General features: G+C 55.3%; 22 protein-coding genes, 1 pseudogene and 1 riboswitch. Of the genes and pseudogenes, 11 read left to right on the top strand and 12 right to left on the bottom strand.

The window, feature by feature from the left end; translation table 11 throughout:
* The first annotated feature begins 39 nt into the window (after positions 1-39).
* A complete protein-coding gene (gene htpX, locus N5C09_RS02470; RefSeq protein WP_063868480.1) occupies positions 40-921 on the top strand; it encodes a protease HtpX in 882 nt (293 codons plus the stop codon).
* Positions 922-970: 49 nt separating this feature from the next.
* Here the strand turns inward: htpX and N5C09_RS02465 are convergent, their stop codons facing one another.
* Positions 971-2,344, bottom strand: a complete 1,374-nt coding sequence (locus tag N5C09_RS02465) for an MFS transporter (RefSeq protein ID WP_279748378.1) — start codon at positions 2,342-2,344, stop codon at positions 971-973.
* A 178-nt stretch (positions 2,345-2,522) separates the two neighbouring features.
* Between N5C09_RS02465 and kdgR the strand changes: the two genes are divergently transcribed.
* Positions 2,523-3,314, top strand: coding sequence for a DNA-binding transcriptional regulator KdgR (gene kdgR, locus N5C09_RS02460; protein WP_063449625.1), 792 nt, complete (start codon positions 2,523-2,525; stop codon positions 3,312-3,314).
* A 64-nt stretch (positions 3,315-3,378) separates the two neighbouring features.
* Here the strand turns inward: kdgR and N5C09_RS02455 are convergent, their stop codons facing one another.
* Positions 3,379-3,618 carry a YobH family protein gene (locus tag N5C09_RS02455; RefSeq protein WP_063449624.1) on the bottom strand — a complete coding sequence of 80 codons (240 nt, stop codon included), beginning with the start codon at positions 3,616-3,618 and terminating at the stop codon, positions 3,379-3,381.
* Positions 3,619-3,778: 160 nt separating this feature from the next.
* Between N5C09_RS02455 and mgrB the strand changes: the two genes are divergently transcribed.
* The 6 genes and pseudogenes from mgrB (at position 3,779) to rlmA (ending at position 8,137) form a co-directional block, all read left to right on the top strand.
* Positions 3,779-3,922 (top strand): PhoP/PhoQ regulator MgrB, encoded by a 144-nt coding sequence (mgrB, locus tag N5C09_RS02450; protein WP_063868482.1) that lies wholly within the window; start codon positions 3,779-3,781, stop codon positions 3,920-3,922.
* Positions 3,923-3,996: 74 nt separating this feature from the next.
* On the top strand, positions 3,997-4,284 hold the full coding sequence (locus N5C09_RS02445) for a YebO family protein (RefSeq protein WP_107535549.1): 288 nt from the start codon (positions 3,997-3,999) through the stop codon (positions 4,282-4,284).
* A gap of 669 nt (positions 4,285-4,953) precedes the next feature.
* Positions 4,954-5,098: pseudogene (locus tag N5C09_RS02440) on the top strand (DUF2627 domain-containing protein).
* Positions 5,099-5,110: 12 nt separating this feature from the next.
* Positions 5,111-5,320: a transcription antiterminator/RNA stability regulator CspE gene (gene cspE / locus N5C09_RS02435; protein WP_001062678.1), complete on the top strand. Its 210-nt coding sequence runs from the start codon at positions 5,111-5,113 to the stop codon at positions 5,318-5,320.
* Between the two features lie 216 nt (positions 5,321-5,536).
* On the top strand, positions 5,537-7,282 hold the full coding sequence (ftsI, locus tag N5C09_RS02430) for a peptidoglycan glycosyltransferase FtsI (protein WP_279748377.1): 1,746 nt from the start codon (positions 5,537-5,539) through the stop codon (positions 7,280-7,282).
* Between the two features lie 39 nt (positions 7,283-7,321).
* Complete coding sequence (gene rlmA / locus N5C09_RS02425) at positions 7,322-8,137, top strand: 23S rRNA (guanine(745)-N(1))-methyltransferase (protein WP_203464847.1); 816 nt, start codon at positions 7,322-7,324, stop codon at positions 8,135-8,137.
* On the opposite strand, the gene mntP is transcribed toward rlmA, so the two are convergent.
* The 5 genes from mntP to manX all read right to left on the bottom strand — a co-directional run bounded on the left by mntP (position 8,134) and on the right by manX (position 12,285).
* Complete coding sequence (mntP, locus tag N5C09_RS02420; protein WP_279748376.1) at positions 8,134-8,700, bottom strand: manganese efflux pump MntP; 567 nt, start codon at positions 8,698-8,700, stop codon at positions 8,134-8,136. The two genes, rlmA and mntP, sit on opposite strands and share 4 nt — an antisense overlap.
* A 10-nt stretch (positions 8,701-8,710) precedes the next feature.
* Positions 8,711-8,899: riboswitch (yybP-ykoY riboswitch) on the bottom strand.
* A 198-nt stretch (positions 8,900-9,097) separates the two neighbouring features.
* A complete protein-coding gene (locus tag N5C09_RS02415; RefSeq protein ID WP_279748375.1) occupies positions 9,098-9,556 on the bottom strand; it encodes a DUF986 family protein in 459 nt (152 codons plus the stop codon).
* A gap of 54 nt (positions 9,557-9,610) precedes the next feature.
* Complete coding sequence (locus N5C09_RS02410) at positions 9,611-10,462, bottom strand: PTS mannose transporter subunit IID (RefSeq protein ID WP_006810994.1); 852 nt, start codon at positions 10,460-10,462, stop codon at positions 9,611-9,613.
* 12 nt (positions 10,463-10,474) lie between these two features.
* Positions 10,475-11,275, bottom strand: a complete 801-nt coding sequence (gene manY / locus N5C09_RS02405) for a PTS mannose transporter subunit IIC (RefSeq protein WP_063868486.1) — start codon at positions 11,273-11,275, stop codon at positions 10,475-10,477.
* Positions 11,276-11,322: 47 nt separating this feature from the next.
* Positions 11,323-12,285: a PTS mannose transporter subunit IIAB gene (manX, locus tag N5C09_RS02400; RefSeq protein ID WP_063868487.1), complete on the bottom strand. Its 963-nt coding sequence runs from the start codon at positions 12,283-12,285 to the stop codon at positions 11,323-11,325.
* 463 nt (positions 12,286-12,748) lie between these two features.
* On the opposite strand from manX, the gene yoaE reads away from it, so the two are divergent.
* Positions 12,749-14,308 carry a CNNM family cation transport protein YoaE gene (yoaE, locus tag N5C09_RS02395; RefSeq protein ID WP_279748374.1) on the top strand — a complete coding sequence of 520 codons (1,560 nt, stop codon included), beginning with the start codon at positions 12,749-12,751 and terminating at the stop codon, positions 14,306-14,308.
* A 6-nt stretch (positions 14,309-14,314) separates the two neighbouring features.
* Here yoaE and N5C09_RS02390 read toward each other — a convergent pair whose 3' ends face one another.
* The 4 genes from N5C09_RS02390 to pabB form a co-directional block, all read right to left on the bottom strand.
* Entirely contained in the window at positions 14,315-15,913 is a 1,599-nt protein-coding gene (locus N5C09_RS02390) for a cyclic diguanylate phosphodiesterase (RefSeq protein ID WP_279748373.1), read from the bottom strand.
* Between the two features lie 129 nt (positions 15,914-16,042).
* A complete protein-coding gene (gene sdaA, locus N5C09_RS02385) occupies positions 16,043-17,407 on the bottom strand; it encodes an L-serine ammonia-lyase (RefSeq protein ID WP_047354210.1) in 1,365 nt (454 codons plus the stop codon).
* 184 nt (positions 17,408-17,591) lie between these two features.
* Complete coding sequence (locus tag N5C09_RS02380; RefSeq protein ID WP_063868489.1) at positions 17,592-18,170, bottom strand: CoA pyrophosphatase; 579 nt, start codon at positions 18,168-18,170, stop codon at positions 17,592-17,594.
* Positions 18,167-19,501: an aminodeoxychorismate synthase component 1 gene (pabB, locus tag N5C09_RS02375; protein WP_279748468.1), complete on the bottom strand. Its 1,335-nt coding sequence runs from the start codon at positions 19,499-19,501 to the stop codon at positions 18,167-18,169. Before pabB ends, N5C09_RS02380 begins: the two co-directional genes overlap by 4 nt.
* A gap of 61 nt (positions 19,502-19,562) precedes the next feature.
* Here pabB and N5C09_RS02370 point away from each other — a divergent pair, with 61 nt between their 5' ends.
* Complete coding sequence (locus N5C09_RS02370; RefSeq protein WP_003859925.1) at positions 19,563-19,745, top strand: YoaH family protein; 183 nt, start codon at positions 19,563-19,565, stop codon at positions 19,743-19,745.
* A 5-nt stretch (positions 19,746-19,750) separates the two neighbouring features.
* Here the strand turns inward: N5C09_RS02370 and N5C09_RS02365 are convergent, their stop codons facing one another.
* A complete protein-coding gene (locus N5C09_RS02365) occupies positions 19,751-20,095 on the bottom strand; it encodes a RidA family protein (protein WP_003859927.1) in 345 nt (114 codons plus the stop codon).
* Positions 20,096-20,228: 133 nt separating this feature from the next.
* Between N5C09_RS02365 and N5C09_RS02360 the strand changes: the two genes are divergently transcribed.
* Positions 20,229-22,139 (top strand): ATP-dependent DNA helicase, encoded by a 1,911-nt coding sequence (locus N5C09_RS02360; protein WP_023303884.1) that lies wholly within the window; start codon positions 20,229-20,231, stop codon positions 22,137-22,139.
* The last annotated feature ends 61 nt before the right edge of the window (positions 22,140-22,200 follow it).

Genomic DNA, 22,200 nt, shown 5'->3' with positions numbered 1-22,200 from the left:
GCATAGTGCGTTTTGTTAAACTGAGGTTAAAAGAATATTATGATGCGAATCGCGCTCTTCCTGCTCACCAACCTTGCGGTTATGGTGGTATTCGGGCTGGTGCTAAGCCTGACGGGAATTCAGTCGAGCAGCGTTCAGGGTCTGTTGATTATGGCGCTGCTGTTTGGTTTCGGTGGCTCTTTCATTTCACTGCTGATGTCGAAGTGGATGGCACTGAAATCCGTGGGCGGTGAGGTTATCGAGCAGCCGCGTAACGATATGGAACAGTGGCTGGTGAGCACGGTTGCTCAGCAGTCAAAGCAGGCGGGCATTGCCATGCCGCAGGTGGCGATCTACCACGCGCCGGATATCAACGCATTTGCTACCGGTGCACGTCGTGACGCGTCCCTGGTGGCCGTCAGTACCGGTCTGCTGCAAAACATGAGCCGTGACGAAGCGGAAGCGGTTATTGCTCACGAGATCAGCCACATCGCCAACGGCGATATGGTCACCATGACCCTGATCCAGGGCGTGGTGAACACCTTCGTTATCTTTATTTCCCGTATTCTGGCGCAAATCGCTGCCGGGTTTATGGGCGGCAACCGTGATGAGGGTGAAGAGAGCAACGGCAACCCGCTGATCTATTTTGCTGTTTCGATGGTGCTGGAACTGGTGTTCGGTATCCTGGCAAGCATCATTACCATGTGGTTCTCCCGTCACCGTGAGTTCCATGCGGATGCCGGTTCAGCGAAACTGGTGGGTCGTGAGAAGATGATTGCGGCGCTGCAACGTCTGAAAACCAGCTACGAGCCGCAGGAAGCGAACAGCATGATGGCCTTCTGCATCAACGGTAAATCTAAGTCGCTGAGCGAGCTGTTTATGTCTCACCCGCCGCTGGATAAACGAATCGAAGCGCTGCGTAGCGGTGAATACCTGAAGTAATACCAGCCGCATGAATAAAAACCGGGCAGGAAATCTCCGCCCGGTTTTTTTATGCCTGCGCCTTCGGCTGGGTGATACGAAGCCCGCTGACGACAGCCGCGAGGGTTGCTAGCGTCCCAGCGGTGATCAGCGCAACGTGTGTCGCATTCTGCCCGGCAAGGTTAAACATCAACGCCACCAGTGCGGCCCCGGTGCTTTGCCCTAATAGCCGTGCCGTCCCCAGCATTCCGCTGGCGCCACCGCTGCGATTGCGTGGGGCAGAGGTGATAATCGTGTGGTTATTCGGTGACTGGAACAGACCAAAACCTGCACCGCAGAGGATCATACGCCAGATAATATCCAGATCCCCCGGCGAGGAGGGCAGTAGCGCCAGCGCAAACAGTCCCACAGCCATGACTACCAGTCCGATAGCCCCCAGCAGTCCGGCGTGAACTCGCTCAATAAGATACCCGGCCAGCGGGGCCATCACCATGGTTGCCAGAGGCCAGGGCGTGAGCAGCAAGCCCGTTTCCACTTCCGAACGACCAATCACGCTCTGTAAAAAGAACGGCAGCGCGACCAGCGCCAGCATCTGGGCGCAAAATGAGCAAATTGAAGTGCAAATGGAGAGCGAGAACAGCGGTATACGCAGCAAATCTACCGGCAGTAACGGCACGGGGAGCGCCAGCTGGCGTCGTACAAAGAAAAAGCCGATAACAAGCAGGGCAACGATTTCTGCGGCAATGAGCATTAGCGACTGCCCCTGCGCAAATCCGCTCAGCGCGGTGATCAGCAGGCCAAAGGTCAGCGCGTTCATCACGGCGCTGGGCAGGTCGAAGCGTGGCGTGGTGTTTTTCGGACCATTTTCCGGGAGATAGCGCAGGGCGAAGAAGATAGCCACGATGCCAAGGGGCACGTTGATGGCAAAAAGCCACTGCCACGAGGCGACAGACAGAATGGCAGCGGCAATCGTCGGCCCGGCGGCAGACGACACGGCCACAATAAAGGAGTTAATGCCCATGCCGCGCCCAAGGTGGCGATGAGGGTAGATAAGTCGAATCAGGGCCGTATTCACGCTCATCAGCGCCGCGCCCCCAAAGCCCTGAGCGATACGCGCCAGGGTGAGGGTGTGCAGCGAATCGGAAAGGGCACAGAAGAGCGAGGTGAGGGTAAAGACCACCAGCCCGCACTGGTAAACCCGCCGATAGCCAAACATCTCGCCCAGGAAAGAGAGTGACAGGAGGGAAATCACAATCGCTATCTGGTACGCATTCACGATCCAGATGGAGCTTGCGGGAGACGCATTAAGATCTTTTGCAATGGTAGGAAGAGCAACGTTGGCAATCGCACCGTCAAGAACGGCCATCGAAATGCCGATGACAATAGTGGCAATTGCCCCGTACCGCTGCGGTAAGGGCAGGCCATCAGAAACGTTTTTTTGCATGGGAAAAGAATGACTCAGCGTGAAATTATTTTCAGGGTAACTATTTTAGCACCGTTATTTCGGTTTTATGTCGCAGATTTGTAACGAAGTAAAGCCAGATAGATTGCAGCACGCATCACACGAATTTATAATAAAAACCGGTTCTGATTTTTATAAAACACTCTCCATGAGGTGATAAATGGCAATCGCAGATTTGGATAAGCAGCCAGATTCTGTTTCTTCCGTGCTGAAGGTGTTTGGCATCTTGCAGGCGCTCGGAGAAGAGCGTGAAATTGGTATTACAGAGTTGTCTCAGCGTGTGATGATGTCGAAAAGCACCGTTTATCGCTTTTTGCAGACGATGAAATCATTGGGTTATGTCGCGCAGGAAGGAGAATCAGAAAAATATTCTCTGACCCTGAAGCTGTTTGAACTGGGCGCTCGTGCCTTGCAAAACGTGGATCTGATCCGCAGCGCGGACATTCAGATGCGTGAACTTTCACGGCTGACGAAAGAGACAATTCACCTCGGCGCACTGGATGAAGACAGCATTGTTTACATCCACAAAATTGATTCCATGTACAACCTGCGCATGTATTCACGCATCGGTCGCCGTAACCCGCTCTACAGTACCGCAATTGGTAAAGTGCTGCTGGCCTGGCGCGATCGCGAAGAGGTGAAGCAAATCCTTGACGGCGTGGAATACAAGCGTAGCACCGACCGCACTATCACCAGTACGGATGAACTGCTGAGCGTGCTGGATAGCGTACGCGAGCAGGGCTACGGGGAAGATAACGAAGAGCAGGAAGAAGGGCTGCGCTGCATCGGTGTGCCGGTGTTTGACCGCTTCGGCGTTGTCATTGCGGGCCTGAGCATCTCGTTCCCAACGCTGCGTTTTTCCGAAGAGCGTCTTCATGAGTATGTGGCAATTCTGCATACCGCAGCGCGCAAAATTTCAGAGCAGATGGGCTATAACGACTACCCGTTCTGATCGATGCCGCCAGTAAAAAACGCCGCACTTTTGCGGCGTTTTTGCAGATTAAGTTCAGCGCTGATTAGCCGTTATCAACCACGACAGAGGACTTACGCAGTACGGGACAGTTGCTTAGCCCGATGATCCCGCTGTCTGAATGGATGTACTGCGCCGTGCTTACCCCCTGGGCGGTGAGATATTTACACTGAATACCCAAACCCGCGGCATTTTCTTTGCTTCCCATTAATACGCCATACCCACTTAACAGCAGGCCGATCCACACAAGTGCCAGTACAATTACCGTACGAACGAGTAAACGCATCGATGCCTCTTTTTTCTTTGTTGTCATGGAGTAAGCGTAACGGGTTTACGCAGTGAAACAAGTGCACGATTCCGAAAAGAGTCAGTTGAAGGTACAGTTAGCCCCTGTTTAAGATAGCCGTGATAACCTGGCTACATCAGGTCATAAGACGGAGTGTGGAGTGAAAAAAATACGCTGGGTAATTCTGGTTATAGTGTTGATAGCATGCGTGGTGCTGTGGACGCAGACTATCAATGTGATGTGCGATCAGGATGTACAGTTCTTTAGCGGCATTTGTTCAATCAATAAGTTTATCCCCTGGTAGACGTCATTTTTACGCTGAGCGATGTTCTTACGTGGCGGCAGTGGTAAAATAGCGGTTTTTACTGAGGTGGTGAAATGGGTGAGTTACTGAATTCGGGGCTGCTGAGCATTGCATCCCTGGTAATGGCGTTGGTTGTGCTGGCTGTTGGCCTGGTACTGTGGTTCTTCGTTAACCGCGCCAGTTCCCGTACAAACGAGCAAATTGAGCTGCTGGAAGCGTTGCTGGATCAGCAGAAAAGGCAGAATGCGTTGCTGCGTCGTTTGTGCGAAGCCAACGAACCGGAAGCGAAAGCGATACCGAAGGACGCTACTGCTCCGCAACAAGACGAGGAAGACTTCATTCGCCTGGTAGCCGAACGATAGTCTGCCCGGATCGGGGAGGTGGCCTGAGCGTACGGCGTAAATCTCCTCCCTTATCACGTTTTTCCCGCAACATCCCCGCAAAGAATTAAGCAGTAGTTAACTCTTGTTTCAGTGCACTGAAAACTGGCGAATATTTATCCTTATTTAACAAATACCGTTTCGTTGAATAAATAGTGTGCTTAACTCGCCAAAAGTGTTTTATTTTTATCGAAACGTTTTGCTTGCCTTCTTTTGAGGCAGAGTCATAAAAATTTCATTATTTTGGTGCAGAATAACGCTTATTAAATGGTGGATTTTAATACAGTTAGCAATAGCTGATTAACTTTTTATATTCACTGTCACACGTTGGTGCGTTGCATTGTTTTCAGCATAACTTTTCACAAAAAGTTCTAACTCAGTCATTCCTTTAAAGAAAAGTAGGGTTTGGGATGGACGCTTTGAAATGATTGAGCTATGTTTAAAAAGTCTTTGATTACAGGGCGCGTCAAGGCACTCTGTAGGCCGTTAGATCAGGTGGCGCTTCATTTGACAATACGCATAACCGTGCAGATTGTTCTGGAGTAACACGTGAATTTGTGCGGCGGATCGAGACACGTTTAAAAATGGCTTGCCATATTAAACGTTGTGTGTGATAACACGTTTTGGGTCAAACGAGGTACAGTTCTGTTTATGTGTGGCATTTTCAGTAAAGAAGTCCTGAGTAAACACGTTGTCGTTGAATACCGCTTCTCTGCCGAACCTTATATTAGTGCCTCAAGCAGTAATGTCTCAGTTTTATCTATGTCAAAGCCTGCGGGCTAAGAAAACACTCTAAGGAATTTTGCAAATGGCAAAGATTAAAGGTCAAGTTAAGTGGTTCAACGAATCTAAAGGTTTTGGTTTCATTACTCCTGCTGACGGCAGCAAAGACGTGTTCGTACACTTCTCTGCAATCCAGGGTAACGGCTTCAAAACTCTGGCTGAAGGCCAGAACGTTGAGTTCGAAATTCAGGACGGCCAGAAAGGCCCAGCTGCGGTTAACGTAACTGCTATCTGATCGAATCACTGCTGACTGAAGCGCCAGGCGCTTCGCTCTCAGACATAAGCCTCGCCGATGCGGGGCTTTTTTATTCGCTTATTTTTCAAAATATTACGTAATCCACCTCTGTTAGTATCTTGTTGCAAACCCGTGAGGTTATTAGCATTCTTTTCCCGTCTTATTATCCGTTTTTCCCGTTAAATCAGGGCGTTGATCAATAGCCCTGGGGTTAAGGTGAAAAAAAAGACAATAACGACCACCGGAAACTTTACGCCGGCACGTTTTGCACTTCTGTGTCTCGCCATCTTTTGTAGCCTCGCGTTTCTGCTGGGCCGCGTGGCGTGGCTACAAATTATCAAACCGGATAATCTGGTGAAGCAGGAGGATATGCGCTCCCTGCGCGAAGTGGCGATAGATGCCCCGCGTGGAATGATTGTTGACCGTGAAGGGCGTCCCCTTGCGGTAAGCGTACCCGTGCAGGCCGTCTGGGCCGATCCCAAAACCGTGCTGGAAAAAGGGGGCGTCGGGTTTGATTCGCGCTGGCAGGCTCTGGCAAATGCCCTACACCTTTCTTTGAGCTCGCTCGCATCCCGGATTAACAGCAACCCGCACGGGCGATTCATTTATCTTGCCCGTCAGGTTGATCCCTCCCAGGCAAAGTGGATCGATAAGCTGCGTCTTCCCGGTATTAACCTTCGCGATGAGTCCCGCCGCTTTTATCCCGCCGGACACGTGGCGGCTAACCTGATTGGCTTCACGAACATTGATGGTCAGGGTATTGAGGGCGTCGAGAAAAGTTTCAACACGCAGCTCACCGGGAAGGCAGGCGTGCGGCTGGTCAGGAAAGATCGCTATGGACACGTGGTGGAGAACCTCACTGAGGTGGCCCCCGTTCCTGCGCACAATATTCAGCTCAGTATTGATGAACGCCTGCAAACCATCACCGAAGACGCGCTGGATAATGCCGTGGCGTGGAACAAAGCCGAGTCAGGCGCGTCGGTACTGATTAATATCCAGACGGGCGAAATACTGGCGATGGCCAGCTTCCCGGACTTCAACCCCAACAATCGGGAAGGGGCAACGCTGGATGATTTTCGCAATCGCGCGATCAGCGACACCTTTGAACCGGGCTCGACCGTTAAGCCTCTGGTGTTGATGACGGCGCTACAGCAGGGGCTGGTTCAGCCTGACAGCGTGATAGACACGCATCCCTACACTATTGATGGGCATCGTATTCGCGACGTGGGCTACTATCCGGAACTGACGATGACCGGGATCCTGCAAAAGTCCAGCGACACGGGCGTATCCCGTCTTTCGTTGGCCATGCCCGTGCAACGGTTACTGGATACCTATAAGCACTTTGGTTTTGGCGAGAGTACCGGGCTTGGCTTAACGGGGGAAAGCGCTGGCTTACTGCCACAGCGAAAATTCTGGAGCCAGTTAGACCGGGCGACCTTTGCATTCGGCTATGGCCTGATGGTCAGCCCCCTCCAGCTGGCGCATGTGTATGCCACCATCGGCAGCTATGGTATTGAACGGCCTCTGTCCATTACCCGTATCGATCCGCCGGTGATTGGCAAACGGGTGATGCCCGAGGAAATTGTTCACGAGGTGGAACACATGATGGAGAGCGTCGCGTTACCCGGCGGTGGCGGGATCAAAGCAGCGGTGCGTAACTATCGCGTGGCGATTAAAACCGGGACGGCCAAAAAAATCGATGAACACGGTAAGTATGTGGATAAATACGTCGCCTACACTGCGGGCGTTGCGCCCGCCAGCGATCCCCGTTTTGCGCTGGTGGTGGTGATCAACGACCCGAAAAACGGCGCCTACTACGGCGGGGCCGTTTCTGCGCCCGTTTTCAGCGAAATTATGGGGAACGTACTGCGTCTGGAAAACGTAAAGCCTGACGGGCTGCCGGCAGATTCTGACCATCTGATTGTGATGCGTCACCCGGCCGTTTATAACCCTGGCGAATAGCGGTACACTTCGCCTTTTGGTTTACGCCCTGGAGTTGTCATGTCTTTCAGCTGTCCCCTTTGCCACGCGCCGCTGACGCGCGCGGAGAAAACGTTTATCTGTCCACAGGGACATCAGTTTGACAGGGCGAAAGAGGGCTATGTGAATCTTCTGCCTGTACAGCACAAGCGCTCCCGGGACCCGGGTGACAGCGCGGAGATGATGCAGGCCCGCCGGGCGTTTCTCGATGCCGGGCACTATCAACCGCTCAGGGATTGTGTCGTCAACTTACTCGGTAACTGTCTGACAGAAGGCGCATCCGCCATGCTGGATATCGGCTGTGGCGAAGGCTACTACACCGCAGCGTTTGCAGACGTGGCGGCTGAGAAGGGCGCCGAAACGTACGGCCTGGACGTATCGAAAGTGGCAATCCGTGCGGCAGCAAAACGCTATTCCGCGGTGACGTTCTGCGTGGCCTCCAGCCACCGTCTGCCGTTTGAGGAGGCGAGCATGGACACCGTGGTGCGTATCTACGCGCCGTGCAAGGCAGAGGAGCTGGCGCGCGTGGTTAAGCCCGGCGGGTGGGTTATCACCGTTACGCCAGGGCCCCGTCATCTGCTGGAGCTGAAAGGGCTAATTTATGATGAAGTGCACCTGCATGCGCCTCACTCAGAACAGCTGGCGGGCTTTGCGTTAAAGCAGGAGCTGTCGGTGGCGTATGAAATGACGTTACAGGGAAGCGAAGCCGTGGCGTTACTGCAAATGACGCCGTTTGCGTGGCGGGCAAAACCCGCGGTGTGGGAAACGCTGGCAGCGCAGACGGAATTTCGCTGCCAGACGGATTTCAGCATCCATTGCTGGCAGCGCGAAGGTTAAGCCGCGAAGTGTGCCCAGAGGATTTGGGCACCAATCCCGATCAACACGATACCGCCCAAAATTTCGGCTCGTTTACCCAGCAGCGGGCCAATGAACCGGCCAACCATCATCCCCAGCGTTGACATGATAAGCGTCGCGCAGCCAATCGCCAGCGCGGTGGCGATAATATTGACCTGCAAAAACGCCAGACCGACACCGACGGCCATGGCGTCCAGGCTGGTTGCGATAGCGGTTGTCACCAGAAGCCAGAAGCCGTGGCGGTGCAGCGGCGCGTCATCTTCATCGCTGTTGCCCCGCAGACCTTCAATCACCATCCGGCCGCCAAGAAAGACCAGCAGCACGAAGGCAATCCAATGGTTCCACTCCAGCACAAACTGGCTGGCGAGCATCCCCAGACCCCATCCGATAAGCGGCGTCAGCGTTTCGATAGCGCCAAAGATAAGACCGGTACGCAGGGCTTCGGAAAATTTAGGTTTATGGAGGGTGGCACCTTTACCGATAGAGGCGGCAAATGCGTCCATTGACATGCCAAAGGCCAGGAGGATCGTAGCGGAGATATTCATAAGCGCGTCCAGACCGGGGATATCCATATGACACATCACTGCCCCCAGTAAACAGCAGTTGATGTATCTATGGTCTCGCCTGATCCCTTTGGCACAGTAAGTGCTGAAAGCGATCCGTACGCGCCACGTTTTTCAACGAGTATGTTGACACGTACATTTCCTGAAGGCAGGAAATCGGCTACTCCCCAACGACGGGCGCAACCTTAACATATTTTGAGAATATAAAACAACAGTCAGAAAGGCTTAATCCAGGGACTGCGTTGATAACGATTTTCATTTAGATTTATGCGTGAAAATATCGTTAAGAAATATAAGCTATTTAACGGGGAGGATATAGCATCGGCTATATTGCGAGCAAAAATATTACGCAATATATAGCCGAAGCTATAATTTTAACTCATTGAGTTTTAAGGAGTAATCTGTAGATCTTTTCCAGGTCATCAATATTTTTAACCCGAATGAGCAGGCGGCGTTGTTCTAATTGCATCACCAGCACCCCGTCCTCGGATAAATTCATCTCTTTAATACGGTTATATTCTATCCAGACATTGGCGAAGAAGAATCCCTGTTTTTTAAAAATGAGTTTTGACGAGCGGATCCAGAACAGGTAAATCGCCATTAATGCCAGCGCACATAATAACCATGTGGTTAATATTGCACCGTGGCTGGTCACGTTATTGTAAATCAGAATGACCACCAGCCCGGCGAAGATGAATGCATCAATGCGTCCACGGCGTAAGAGGGGAAGGGTCAGCAGCGTCTCGCCGTGGCGGCGAGGCATAATGAACTCGTCATAGATCGCGTAAGCCAGAAGGGCAACAATAAACAAAACCAGTACGGTGTCCGTGACAGTCATTCATCCTCCAGATAAAAAGACCGGGGGCAAGCCCCCGGTCGGTAACGCATTTTATTACAGACCCAGCAGGCCGACGGCGTAGCCCGCGATACCGATGACGAAGAAGCCAACGATGATCCACAGCGGGTTCACTTTCTTACGCAGCAGCCACATGCAGGCGAAGGTTAACAGCAGCGGTACCAGGCCCGGCATCAGCTGGTCCAGAATGGTCTGCACGGTGGTAACGCGCGTCTGACCATCCTGACCGGTGATGGTCGATACCACCAGAGGGATGTTCACGTGCGTCCACTTGTTAACCAGCGCCCCCATCACAAACAGGCCGAGGATTGACGCCCCCTCGGTCAGTTTTTGCAGGAAGCCGCCGCCCATATCCTTAACGATATCCACCCCTTTACGGTAGCCGTACGCCACGCCGTAGTAACGGGTCAGCAGACGCACCGCGTTAAACAGGATGAAGAACAGCAGCGGACCAAGCAGGCTGCCGCTCATGGCAATACCGGCACCCAGCGCCGCAAACACCGGACGCACGGTTCCCCAGAAGATAGGATCGCCCACGCCTGCCAGCGGACCCATCAGACCGACTTTGATCCCGTTGATGGCACCATCGTCAATCTCAGCCCCGTTCGCACGCTGCTCTTCCATCGCCAGCGTTACGCCCAGAACAGGCGCCGCGACGTAGGGATGGGTGTTGAAGAATTCCAGGTGACGCTTAATTGCCTGACGGCGCGCTTCGTTGTTTTCCGGATACAGGCGTTTGATTGCCGGTACCATGGAGAAGCAGAAGCCGAGCGCCTGCATACGTTCGAAGTTCCATGAACCCTGAAACAGGTTAGAACGGATGAACACGCCACGAATATCACCCGGAGTGAGTTTTTTCTCAGTGGTAGTTTTTGTCATATCAACCATTTCGCTCACCTGTTAGTCCAGTTCGTTATCGAGATCGTTGTTACCAGCAGCCTGCGCAGGGGCACCCGCGACGCGGTTGTATTTCGGGCTGAGCTGGATATAAAGAATCGCCATCACCGCGCCAATCACGCCCAGCGCAACCAGGTTGAAGTTGGTGAACGCAGCGGTAACGAAGCCGAGGTAGAAGAATGGCATCAGGTAGCCCGCGCGCATCATGTTGATGACCATCGCGTAACCGACCACCACGATCATGCCGCCGGCGATGTTCAGACCGCTGGTGACCACTTCAGGGATGGCGTTCAGCATGCTCTGAACTTCGCTGGTCCCCACGGAGATCGCCACGATAACCGCCGGGATCGCGATACGCATCGCTTGCAGGAACAGGGAGGAAACGTGGATCCAGGAGAGCGCCGTAAGGTTGCCGTTTTCGGCTGCCTTATCCGCCGCGTGCTGGAAGGCCACGGTGATAGTACGAACGATGATGGTCAGCACCTGGCCCGCAGCGGCCAGTGGGATAGCCAGCGCGATACCGGCACCAATACTCTGGTGACCGGCGATAACCAGAACGGTTGAGATAATGGACGCCAAGGCGGCATCTGGCGCAACGGCTGCACCGATGTTCATCCAGCCGAGGGCGATCATTTCCAGCGTACCACCGATAATGATACCGGTTTTCATGTCACCGAGAACGGCGCCAATCAGCGTACAGGCCACCAGAGGACGGTGGAACTGAAATTCATCAAGTACGGATTCCATACCCGCAATACATGCGACGATGAACACCAGTACAATTTGAAGAGTAGTAATCTCCATTGCACTTCTCCTATTACATAAGCTTTATATGAAAAACCGGCCCGGGCTTATTTCCCCACTTTGCCGATCAAATCCATCATTTTCAGTTTCTGATCCGTGGAAACCTTACGGGCTTCCAGTTCGATACCGCGGGCATTCAGCTTATTGAAGGCCTCGATATCTTTCGCATCCACTGAAATCGCGTTATTGACCTGCGTTTTGCCCTGACGGAATGCCATACCGCCAATGTTAACGGAGGTGATTTTCACGCCGCCTTCAACGAGGCGTTCGACGTCTGTCGGGTTGGTGAAGAGAAGCATCACGCGTTCGCCCGCATATTTCGGGTTGTTGTAAACGCGGATCATTTTGGCGACATCCACGACGTGCGCGGTAACGCCCGGCGGTGCAACCTGGGTAAGAAGTGTTTTGCGGACAGTGTCAGCGGCCACTTCGTCACTGACCACGATAATGCGTTGTACGTTTGTCTCTTTGGTCCAGCGTGTCGCCACCTGGCCGTGGATCAGACGGTCATCAATACGCGCAAGGCCGATAACCATGTAATCGTTCGGACCCATTGGCTTCGCCGGTGCAGCGGCCTTTGGTGCAGCAGGGGCAGGGGCGGGTTTTTCAACCGGCTGTGCTTTCAGCGCCTTAACGCCTTCGCGACCGGTTTCCACCGCCAGCGCCACCAGCTCGTCAAAGCCTGGGTTGTCGTCACGCGCCATCAAGGTTTCCACCAGCATCGGGATATTCACCCCGGCGACGACTTCATAATGCTCTTTATCGACGACAATGCGGCTGGCAGCGTTGAACGGGCTGCCGCCCCATGTATCCACGAGAAACAGCACGCCTTTGCTGGTATCCAGCTTCTCAAGCTGAGCAGTATATTTTTCAATCAGCGTCTCGGCGTTTTCACCGGGAACGAAATCGATCCAGCCGACGTTTTCCTGCTCGCCCAACAGCATCTCTGCCGTTTTGAGTAACTGCTCCGCAGCCCAACCATGTGTGCCTATGACAATAGCAATGGTCACTTGCTACCTCCTATTATTATCATTTATACGTCTGCCAGGCAGGCGTACTGAGAATCGTATTGGCGAACCGAATCGATTCAGATAAGGGTTAGAGTTCTAAAAAACCAAGACTTCCGCGAATTATTTTAGATAGTGAAAAAATAATTTATGTGATGAAGATCCGTAATTTAGCTACGCATTACAGATTTTTCTAAAAGATAAACCGCGTGTGTTACAGAAGTTTGCAAAGGAACGTAAATCTTTGCTAAATACCAATTGTCTCTGATATGTTTAGCGTCCGTTTAATTATTCAGGAGTATAGGGCTACAGCCCACTATATGGACCGTCACCGACGTCAGTCATCTTCCAGGCCATCCCGCGCCTTATTCACCGGCGATCTTCGCCACGCATCGACTCTCATTTCCTTTGAACTGCCCGAAATCAGCGGGGCACCGTTTTGTCATTCCTTTAGCAGGAGCGTGTCATGGAATTCTTAATGGACCCGTCAATCTGGGTAGGACTGCTTACGCTGGTCGTGCTGGAGATCGTTCTCGGTATTGATAACCTGGTGTTTATCGCCATCCTGGCGGACAAGCTGCCGCCGAAACAGCGTGACAAAGCCCGTCTTATCGGCCTCTCGCTGGCGCTGATCATGCGACTGGGCCTGCTCTCCGTGATCTCGTGGATGGTTACGCTGACGAAGCCGCTGTTCTCCGTGATGGATTTCACCTTCTCCGGTCGCGATTTGATCATGCTGGTGGGGGGGCTTTTCCTGCTGTTCAAAGCCACAACGGAGCTGCATGAACGGCTGGAAAACCGGCAGCACGACGGTGGACACGGTAAAGGCTATGCCAGCTTCTGGGTCGTTGTTCTTCAGATCGTGGTGCTTGATGCGGTCTTCTCGCTGGATGCGGTGATTACGGCGGTCGGCATGGTGAACCATCTGCCGGTGATGATGGCGGCGGTTGTGATTGCGATGGCGGTAATGCTGCTGGCCTCGAAGCCGCTGACGCGTTTCGTTAACCAGCATCCGACGGTAGTGGTGCTGTGTCTGAGCTTCCTGCTGATGATTGGTCTGAGCCTGGTGGCAGAAGGTTTTGGCTTCCATATTCCGAAAGGCTACCTGTACGCCGCGATTGGCTTCTCGATCTTAATCGAGCTGTTTAACCAGATTGCGCGCCGTAACTTTATTAAACAGCAGTCGAATCAGCCGCTGCGCGCCCGTACCGCCGATGCGATCCTGCGCCTGATGGGCGGCCGTCGCCAGGTGAACGTGCAGGCGGACAGCGAGAACCGCAACCCGGTTCCGGTGCCGGAAGGCGCGTTTGTGGAAGAAGAACGCTATATGATCAACGGCGTGCTTTCGCTGGCCTCCCGCTCCCTGCGCGGCATTATGACGCCGCGCGGAGAAATCAGCTGGGTGGATGCCAACCTGAGCGTCGACGAAATTCGTCAGCAGCTGCTCTCCTCGCCGCACAGCCTGTTCCCGGTCTGTCGGGGCGAGCTGGATGAGATCATCGGCGTGGTGCGCGCGAAAGAGATGCTCGTGGCGCTGGAAGAGGGCGTCAACGTCGAGGCCGTTGCGGCCGCATCGCCTGCCATCGTGGTGCCGGAGACGCTGGATCCGATTAACTTGCTGGGCGTGCTGCGTCGTGCCCGCGGCAGTTTTGTTATCGTCACCAACGAATTTGGTGTGGTACAGGGTCTGGTCACGCCGCTTGACGTGCTGGAAGCGATCGCAGGTGAATTCCCCGATGCGGATGAAACGCCGGAAATCGTTGCCGACGGTGACGGCTGGCTGGTGAAAGGTACCACCGATCTGCACGCGCTCTCGCACACGCTGGGCGTTGAAAACGTAGTCAATGACGATGAAGACATCGCCACCGTGGCGGGGCTGGTGATTGCCGTTAACGGACAGATCCCGCGTGTCGGGGATGTGCTGGAGCTGCCGCCGCTGCAAATTACCATCGTTGAAGCCAACGACTATCGCGTTGATATGGTGCGTATTGTTAAAGAGCAGTCTGCACACGACGAAGAAGAGTAACGCTTGCTAGCGTAACGGCAATAACGGCACGATGTGTCCATTGTGACGGGCTGGCGGAGAGGCACTTTCCGCCAGCCATGTCGGGAACTCCCGCAGCGGCATCGGTCGCGCATACAAGAACCCCTGCAAAATGTGTACGCTGTGACGGCGCAAATAGCGTGACTGCTCCTCGGTTTCAACCCCTTCCGCAACCAGTTCTATATTCAGCCGCTGGCCCAGCGCAATAATGATATCCGTGACCGTTGAGTTCACGGCGTCGGTGCCGATCGCGGTGGTGAAGGATTTATCAATTTTCAGCACGTCCGGACGCAGCTTTTCAAGCCACGAAAGTGAGCTATTGCCGGTACCAAAATCATCAATCGCAAGTTTCACCCCTTTACGGTGCAGCTCGCGCACGATGCGGTAATCCACATCAAGCAACGCATCGCGTTCAGTTAACTCCACAATCAGCTGCTGAACCGGATTGGCGTTAAACCAGATGCGGTTGAGATCCCGGATCAGCGCAGCGCGGCGAAAATGGCTGGCGGCCACGTTAATGCCGATATGGAAATCGCGCGAGGCCGGGAAATAGCCTATCTGCCGCACCGTTTCGCTGATGACGTAGCGGGTAAGCGGAACAATCAGGTTATGTTCTTCGGCCAGAGGGATAAAGACATCGGGTGAGATCCATCCCTGACGCGGGTTATTCCAGCGCAGAAGGATCTCGACGCCGACGCACTCCCGCGTGCGGGCATTCATCAGCGGCTGGCAGAAGAGTTCAAACTCCCGGGCGGCAATCCCCATATTGATTTCCCAGGTGAAACTGATGCGCCGCGCCGTGGCGAGCCAGACGATATAGCCCATCAGTAAGCTGAGCATCAGCGCCAGCGGCAGCTGAGTGGGCAGATTCCTCAACGCCATTTCGCCTGGCCCCGGGCCGCTGACCGTGACGCTGAAGGGGTACCGCTGCGACGACTGTTCCAGCAGGGAGGCGTGTTCATCGAAGGTCAGCGTATTCGTGACCTGTTGCCCGTCGCGGAGAAAATTATCGCCCACCTTGAGGACAACGTCGGTAATCAGCGGCCGCTGCGGCTCAAGGATCATTTTGGTGATGAGATCGATATTCACCACCTCCATCACCCCATCCTTGCTCCGGCCCGCCACGGGGGACCACTGGATCAGCACCGGGCTGCCCTTTAACAGCCACCGGTCGGTCAATAACAGCAGCCCGGGATCGCTCGCCGGCAGGATCGGGTGAAATTCGCTGACGGGCACATTACGAATACCGAACACGCTTGAACAATACAGCGTGCCGTCTTTTACAAGGGCAATTGAGCGTACGGTTTGCAGAATCGCCGCCTGTTTTCGCAGGACAAGATTCACCCCGGAACAGGGTTCACCCACCAGCGCGATGAGGGTTTCACGGTGGGTTTCCAGGGACATCAGCACCTTGTCCAGCGCGCGGACGGTGCTCTGAGCGAAGTCCTGGATACGATCCTGATTTATGTTGCGCTGTGAAATAAAGCGAATGCCCAACGTCAGGACGAGCGTCATGAGCGCAACCGTGACGCAGACGATAACGCGTTTTCGGCGATAGTCTTTAATGATCGTTTGTGCAGTTTGCATGAACGGTCGCCTGTTAAGCACCGGCCGGAAGAGCCAGACGCAACAGTGACAGTGTAGTGGGGATTACGTGAAGCGACGAGACGAGAGGAGAAAATTCGCCCATCCGTTGTGGATGGGCGAAAGGAAGGCTTAGTCGCACTGCACCTTAATGGCCAGACCACCGCGGGAGGTCTCGCGGTACTTCGCATTCATGTCCTTGCCGGTTTCGTACATGGTTTCGATAACCTTATCCAGCGACACGCGTGGCTCGCTGGTGCGGCGCATCGCCATGCGCGAGGCGTTGATGGCCTTAACGGAGGCGATGGCGTTACGCTCAATGCACGGCACCTGCACCTGGCCGGCAACCGGGTCACAGGTCAGACCGAGGTTATGCTCCATGCCGATTTCCGCCGCCACGCAAACCTGCTCAGGGCTTGCGCCCAGCAGCTCCGCCAGTCCCGCAGCCGCCATGGAGCAGGCAACGCCCACTTCACCCTGACAGCCCACTTCCGCACCGGAGATAGAGGCGTTCATTTTGTACAGCGCGCCGATGGCGCCTGCCGCGAGGAAATAACGGATGTAGATGTCCGGCGTGACGGGCTCGATAAAGTGATCGTAGTAGGCCAGCACCGCCGGAACGATACCGCACGCGCCGTTGGTCGGCGCGGTCACCACGCGGCCCCCTGCGGCGTTCTCTTCGTTCACCGCCAGAGCAAACATGTTCACCCAGTCAACCACGTTCATCGGGTCGTTGGAGAATTTGTCCGTGGTGACCAGCATACGGCGCAGCGCGGATGCACGACGCGGCACGCGCAACGGGCCCGGCAGAACGCCTTCGGTGTTCATACCGCGATCGATACAGGCGCGCATGGTTTGCCATACATTAGCAAAATAGTCTTCTATCTCTTTCTTGCTGTGCAGCGCCAGCTCGTTCTTCATCACCATGCCGGAGAGGGACAGACCGGTCTCTTTGCAGTAGCCCAGCATTTCGGTGGCGGATTTGAACGGATAGGGCACATTGACGTCGCCCGCGCTCTCTTTACCAAAGTGTTCTTCGTCAACGATGAAGCCACCGCCGATGGAGTAGTAGGTTTTGCTGTAGATCTCTTTTTCGCCGCTCCAGGCGTGGATGGTCATGCCGTTTTCGTGCAGCGGCAGGTTGTCGCTGCGAAAACGCATCCCGTCATCCTGCGGGAAGTCCACTTCATGCTGACCGTTAGCCAGCAGCAGGCGTCCGCGCGTTTCCACGTCGCGGATAAATGCCGGAATGGCATCAATATCAACAGTGTCCGGCATGTTGCCCGCCAGACCCATAATAATGGCGATATCGGTGTGGTGGCCTTTACCCGTTAATGACAGTGAACCGTAAACGTCTACGGCGACACGGGTAACGCTTTCCAGTAATCCTTTTTCGACCAGATCATCGACGAACTGTTTACCGGCCTTCATCGGCCCTACAGTGTGGGAAGAGGACGGGCCAATCCCCACTTTGAACATGTCGAATATACTAATCACTTTCACACTCCTGACAGGGTTACTGGGGTTCCAGTAACGATGTTATAACTGCGCATAGTGTAAGAGGGAACACCAACCTCGGCTTAACTATTCACATGAATTAAACTAATGGTTAACGATGGTTTTGCTAATAGCGCGACGCCGATCGCAAACCTGCCAGAAAAGGGTGGAATGTAAAGTATAGTCAAGGCTTCAGGCCGATTTGCAGCGCCAGTTCACGAATAATGCCTGCCGTCATGCCCCAGACAAAATAATGCTGATACCACGATAGCCAGACCCGATGATCGTGCCCGCGACGGTGAATATCCAGCGGGTGATAGCGACCCAGACGAAGGGCCTCTTCAAGCGGCATTTCGAACACGGCTGAAACTTCATCGACGCTGGCGTGATATTGAAGATCGGGCGGAATAATGCCGACCACCGGCGTGACCTGAAAACCGGTGACGCTGTCGACCGGCGGCAGCACGCCGATCACCTCCACCGCTTCCGGGGGGATCGCCACTTCCTCGTGCGCCTCGCGCAGCGCGGCGGCAATCAGGGAAGCATCGGTGCTGTCCACCGCGCCGCCGGGAAACGCAACCTGACCGGCGTGTTTTCGCATATGCGGTGCGCGCTGGGTGAGCAACAGACCCGGCTGTTCACGACGCACAACCGGGATCAGCACCGCCGCCTGACGTTGATTCAGCGTGGCGCGGTTAACCTGGGGCCGCAGAAGCTGAAAGCGCGACAAAAAATCATCCAGCGTCAGGTTTTCTTTCTTCACCGTGAGTTCTCCAGTTGTTTCAGGATACGATTCACTTTATCAAACGTTTCCTGATATTCCGCCCCGGCCTGGCTGTCGGCCACAATGCCACCGCCTGCGGAGCAGTACAGATTCCCGTCGCAGGCGGTGAGCGTGCGAATGGAGATGCTGGTGTCCATGGCTCCGCACAGGCTCACATAGCCGATGCTGCCGCACCAGGCGTTGCGTCGATGGGGTTCCAGTTCGTCGATAATCTCCATCGCGCGCACCTTTGGCGCGCCGGTGATGGAGCCCCCCGGAAACGCGGCGCGGAGCAGATCGCAGGCGGTGCGCGAGGACGGCAGACGGGCGGTAATGGTGCTGACCAGATGATGCACCGCCGGGAAAGGCTCCACGATGAACAGCTCCGGTACGCGCACGCTGCCCGGCTCGGCGACGCGGCCAATGTCATTGCGCATCAGATCGACAATCATCAGGTTTTCGGCACGATCTTTGGGCGAGGCAGCCAGCTTCTCCGCCTGCTGACGGTCTGCATCCGGATCGGCAAGGCGCGGCAGGGTGCCCTTGATCGGCCGGGTCTGAATCGTCCCTTCCGCCAGATGGATAAAACGCTCGGGCGAAAGGCTGAGGATCGCGCCGCGCTCCAGGCGTATAAACGCGCTGAACGGGGCCTTGTTGCTGGCATTGAGGCGGATAAACGCCTGCCATTCATCCCCCCGGTATGCTGCCTGGAAGCGCTGGGCCAGGTTCACCTGATAGCAGTCGCCGCTTTGCAGATACGCCTGCACGCGGGAGAATTTTTCCGCGTATTCCATCGCGCTCATATTCGAGCGCCAGCCGGAGGTCAGCATAAACTGATCCGTTACGGCGGGCCGTTGCGCCTCAAGCCAGGCCAGACGCGCCTGCACGTCACGGTGGCTCAGCAGGGAGACCGTCTGCTTACGGTGATCCACGATCAGCGCCCAGTCATACAGCCCCACCGCCATATCCGGCAGGGCAATATCCGCCTGCGCTAACTCGGGCAGCTTTTCGAAACGGCGGCCCAGATCGTAACCAAACAGCCCCAGCGCGCCTCCCTGGAAAGGAAGGTCCGGGTTCGGCGTGGCGGATAAGCCCAGCGCGTTAATCTCCTGCTGAAGCCGCAGCAGCGGATCGTCCGTTGGCGACAGCTCATCGGTCGTCAGCGTTTTCACCGGATCGGCCACCAGAATATCAAAACGGCTGTAAGGGTGATCCGCATGGCCTGAGTGCAGCAGCATGGCGAAAGGAAGATGGCTCAGACGGGCAAACCAGAACTCGGCGGCGTCCGTACGCCAGGGCAAGGTAATAACAGTGGGGAAGCGCATGTTCATGTATGGCATACTACCGGGCAGCGTGAAATAATTAGCGCGAATAATTTAGCAGGAGTTAACGATGTTTGCAGGTTTACCTTCTCTCAGCCATGACCAACAGCAGAAAGCCGTTGAACGTATTCAGGAGCTGATGTCCCAGGGGATGAGCAGCGGACAGGCGATTTCCCAGGTCGCGGAAGAACTTCGCGCCACCCATACCGGCGAGCGGATCGTGGCGCGTTTTGAGGATGAAGATGAAGAATAACCGGCCTACACTGCCGCGATAATCTTGATCTCAACTTTGTATTCCGGTTTCATCAGCGTGGCCTGTACGGTGCAGCGTACAGGCGCGTGTCCCGCCACGACCCACGCATCCCAGGCTTTGTTCATCGCCGCGAAATCGTCTTTATTCGCCAGAAAAATCGTCGCATCCAGAATGCGGGATTTATCGCTGCCCTGTTTTTCCAGCACAGCATCAATTTGCGCCAGGGTATTCGCCGTCTGCTCGAAGGCGTCAGCGTCCAGATTGGCAGGGACACCGGTGTAGTACAGCGTCTGGTTATGGATCACCACATCAGACCAGCGGGCTTCGGCATCAATGCGCGTAATTGTCATAAACGTATCCTCGTTATCTTTCGTCGTCAGGCGGCAAGACTGCCATAATGTTCCGCCGCCGTCACTATTTGGGGTGGCACCGGAGAGAAGGGGCTGACATAATCCCTGTGCAAAAATACAGTGAGAGAACACCGTGGCAGACGATTTTTCCCCAGAAGGTCAGTTAGCACAGGCTATTCCCGGTTTTAAACCGCGTGAACCCCAGCGTCAGATGGCGCATGCCGTCGCGCACGCTATCGACAAGGCGCAGCCGCTGGTCGTGGAGGCCGGAACCGGTACGGGGAAAACCTATGCTTACCTCGCCCCTGCGCTGCGGGCGAAAAAGAAGGTGATCATCTCTACGGGGTCGAAAGCTCTTCAGGACCAGCTTTATAGCCGCGACTTGCCCACGGTGGCGAAAGCGCTGAAATACAAAGGGCGTCTGGCCCTGCTGAAAGGGCGCTCAAACTACCTGTGCCTGGAGCGTCTTGAACAGCAGGCGCTGGCCGGCGGAGATCTGCCGGTACAAACCCTGAGTGATGTGATCGTCCTGCGCGCCTGGGCCAACCAGACGGAGGAGGGGGACATCAGCACCTGCGCGAGCGTGCCGGAAGACTCTCCGGCCTGGCCGCTGGTGACCAGCACCAACGACAACTGCCTCGGCAGCGACTGCCCGCTGTACAAAGACTGTTTTGTGGTGAAAGCGCGTAAAACGGCGATGGATGCCGACGTGGTGGTGGTGAACCATCACCTGTTTCTTGCGGATATGGTGGTCAAGGACAGTGGATTTGGCGAGCTGATCCCGGAGGCAGAGGTGATGATCTTCGATGAAGCCCATCAGCTTCCGGACATCGCCAGCCAGTATTTTGGCCAGTCGCTCTCCAGCCGTCAGCTTCAGGATCTGGCGAAAGATATCACCATTGCCTATCGCACCGAACTCAAAGATACCCAGCAGTTGCAGAAGTGCGCGGACCGCCTGGCACAATGCGCGCAGGATTTCCGCTTACAGCTTGGCGAGCCGGGCTATCGCGGCAACCTGCGTGAACTGCTGGCAGACAAAAATATCCAGCGCGCGCTGCTGCTGCTCGATGATGCCCTTGAGCTCTGCTACGACGTGGCGAAGCTGTCACTGGGCCGTTCCGCCCTGTTAGACGCTGCCTTTGAACGCGCCACGCTCTATCGCGGGCGGCTGAAACGGCTGAAAGAGATCAACCAGCCGGGGTACAGCTACTGGTACGAATGCACCTCCCGCCACTTCACCCTGGCGCTGACGCCGCTGACCGTTGCCGATAAATTCAAAGAGGTGATGGCGCAAAAGCCCGGCACCTGGGTCTTTACCTCGGCCACGCTGTCGGTGAATGACGATCTGCATCACTTTACCGAGCGCCTCGGCATTGAGCAGGCTGAATCTCTGCTTCTGCCGAGCCCGTTCGACTACGAAAAACAGGCGCTGCTGTGCGTGCCGCGCAATCTGCCGCTGCCTAACCAGCCGGGGGCCGCGCGCCATCTGGCGGCCATGCTGAAGCCGATGATTGAGGCCAACAACGGGCGTTGTTTCATGCTGTGTACATCCCACGCCATGATGCGCGATTTAGCCGAGCAGTTCCGCGCCACCATGACGCTGCCGGTGCTGTTACAGGGAGAAACCAGTAAAGGCCAGCTGCTCCAGCAGTTTGTCAGCGCCGGTAATGCCCTGCTGGTGGCGACCAGCAGCTTCTGGGAAGGGGTGGACGTGCGCGGCGATACGCTCTCGCTGGTGATTATCGATAAGCTGCCGTTCACCTCCCCGGACGATCCGCTCCTGAAAGCGCGCATGGAGGATTGCCGTCTGCGCGGGGGCGATCCGTTCGACGACGTCCAGCTGCCGGATGCGGTCATTACGCTTAAGCAGGGAGTAGGGCGACTGATCCGCGACGTCACCGACCGCGGCGTGCTGGTGATCTGCGATAACCGCCTGGTGATGCGCCCCTACGGCGCGACCTTCCTCGCCAGCCTGCCGCCCGCGCCGCGCACGCGGGATATTAAACGCGCGGTCCGCTTCCTGGCGAACCCAACGGCGGAGTAATTCTCGCCGGAGTGTGTTAAGATGCGCGCCATTTTGTGACTGACCCTTGCGAGAGCGCGAC

It is taken from the genome of Enterobacter sp. GD03975, assembly GCF_029838645.1.
GTDB classification, from domain to species: Bacteria; Pseudomonadota; Gammaproteobacteria; order Enterobacterales; family Enterobacteriaceae; genus Enterobacter; species Enterobacter quasihormaechei.
The sequence above is the reverse complement of the archived record's forward strand: the minus strand, read 5'-3'. Positions and strand labels throughout refer to the sequence as shown.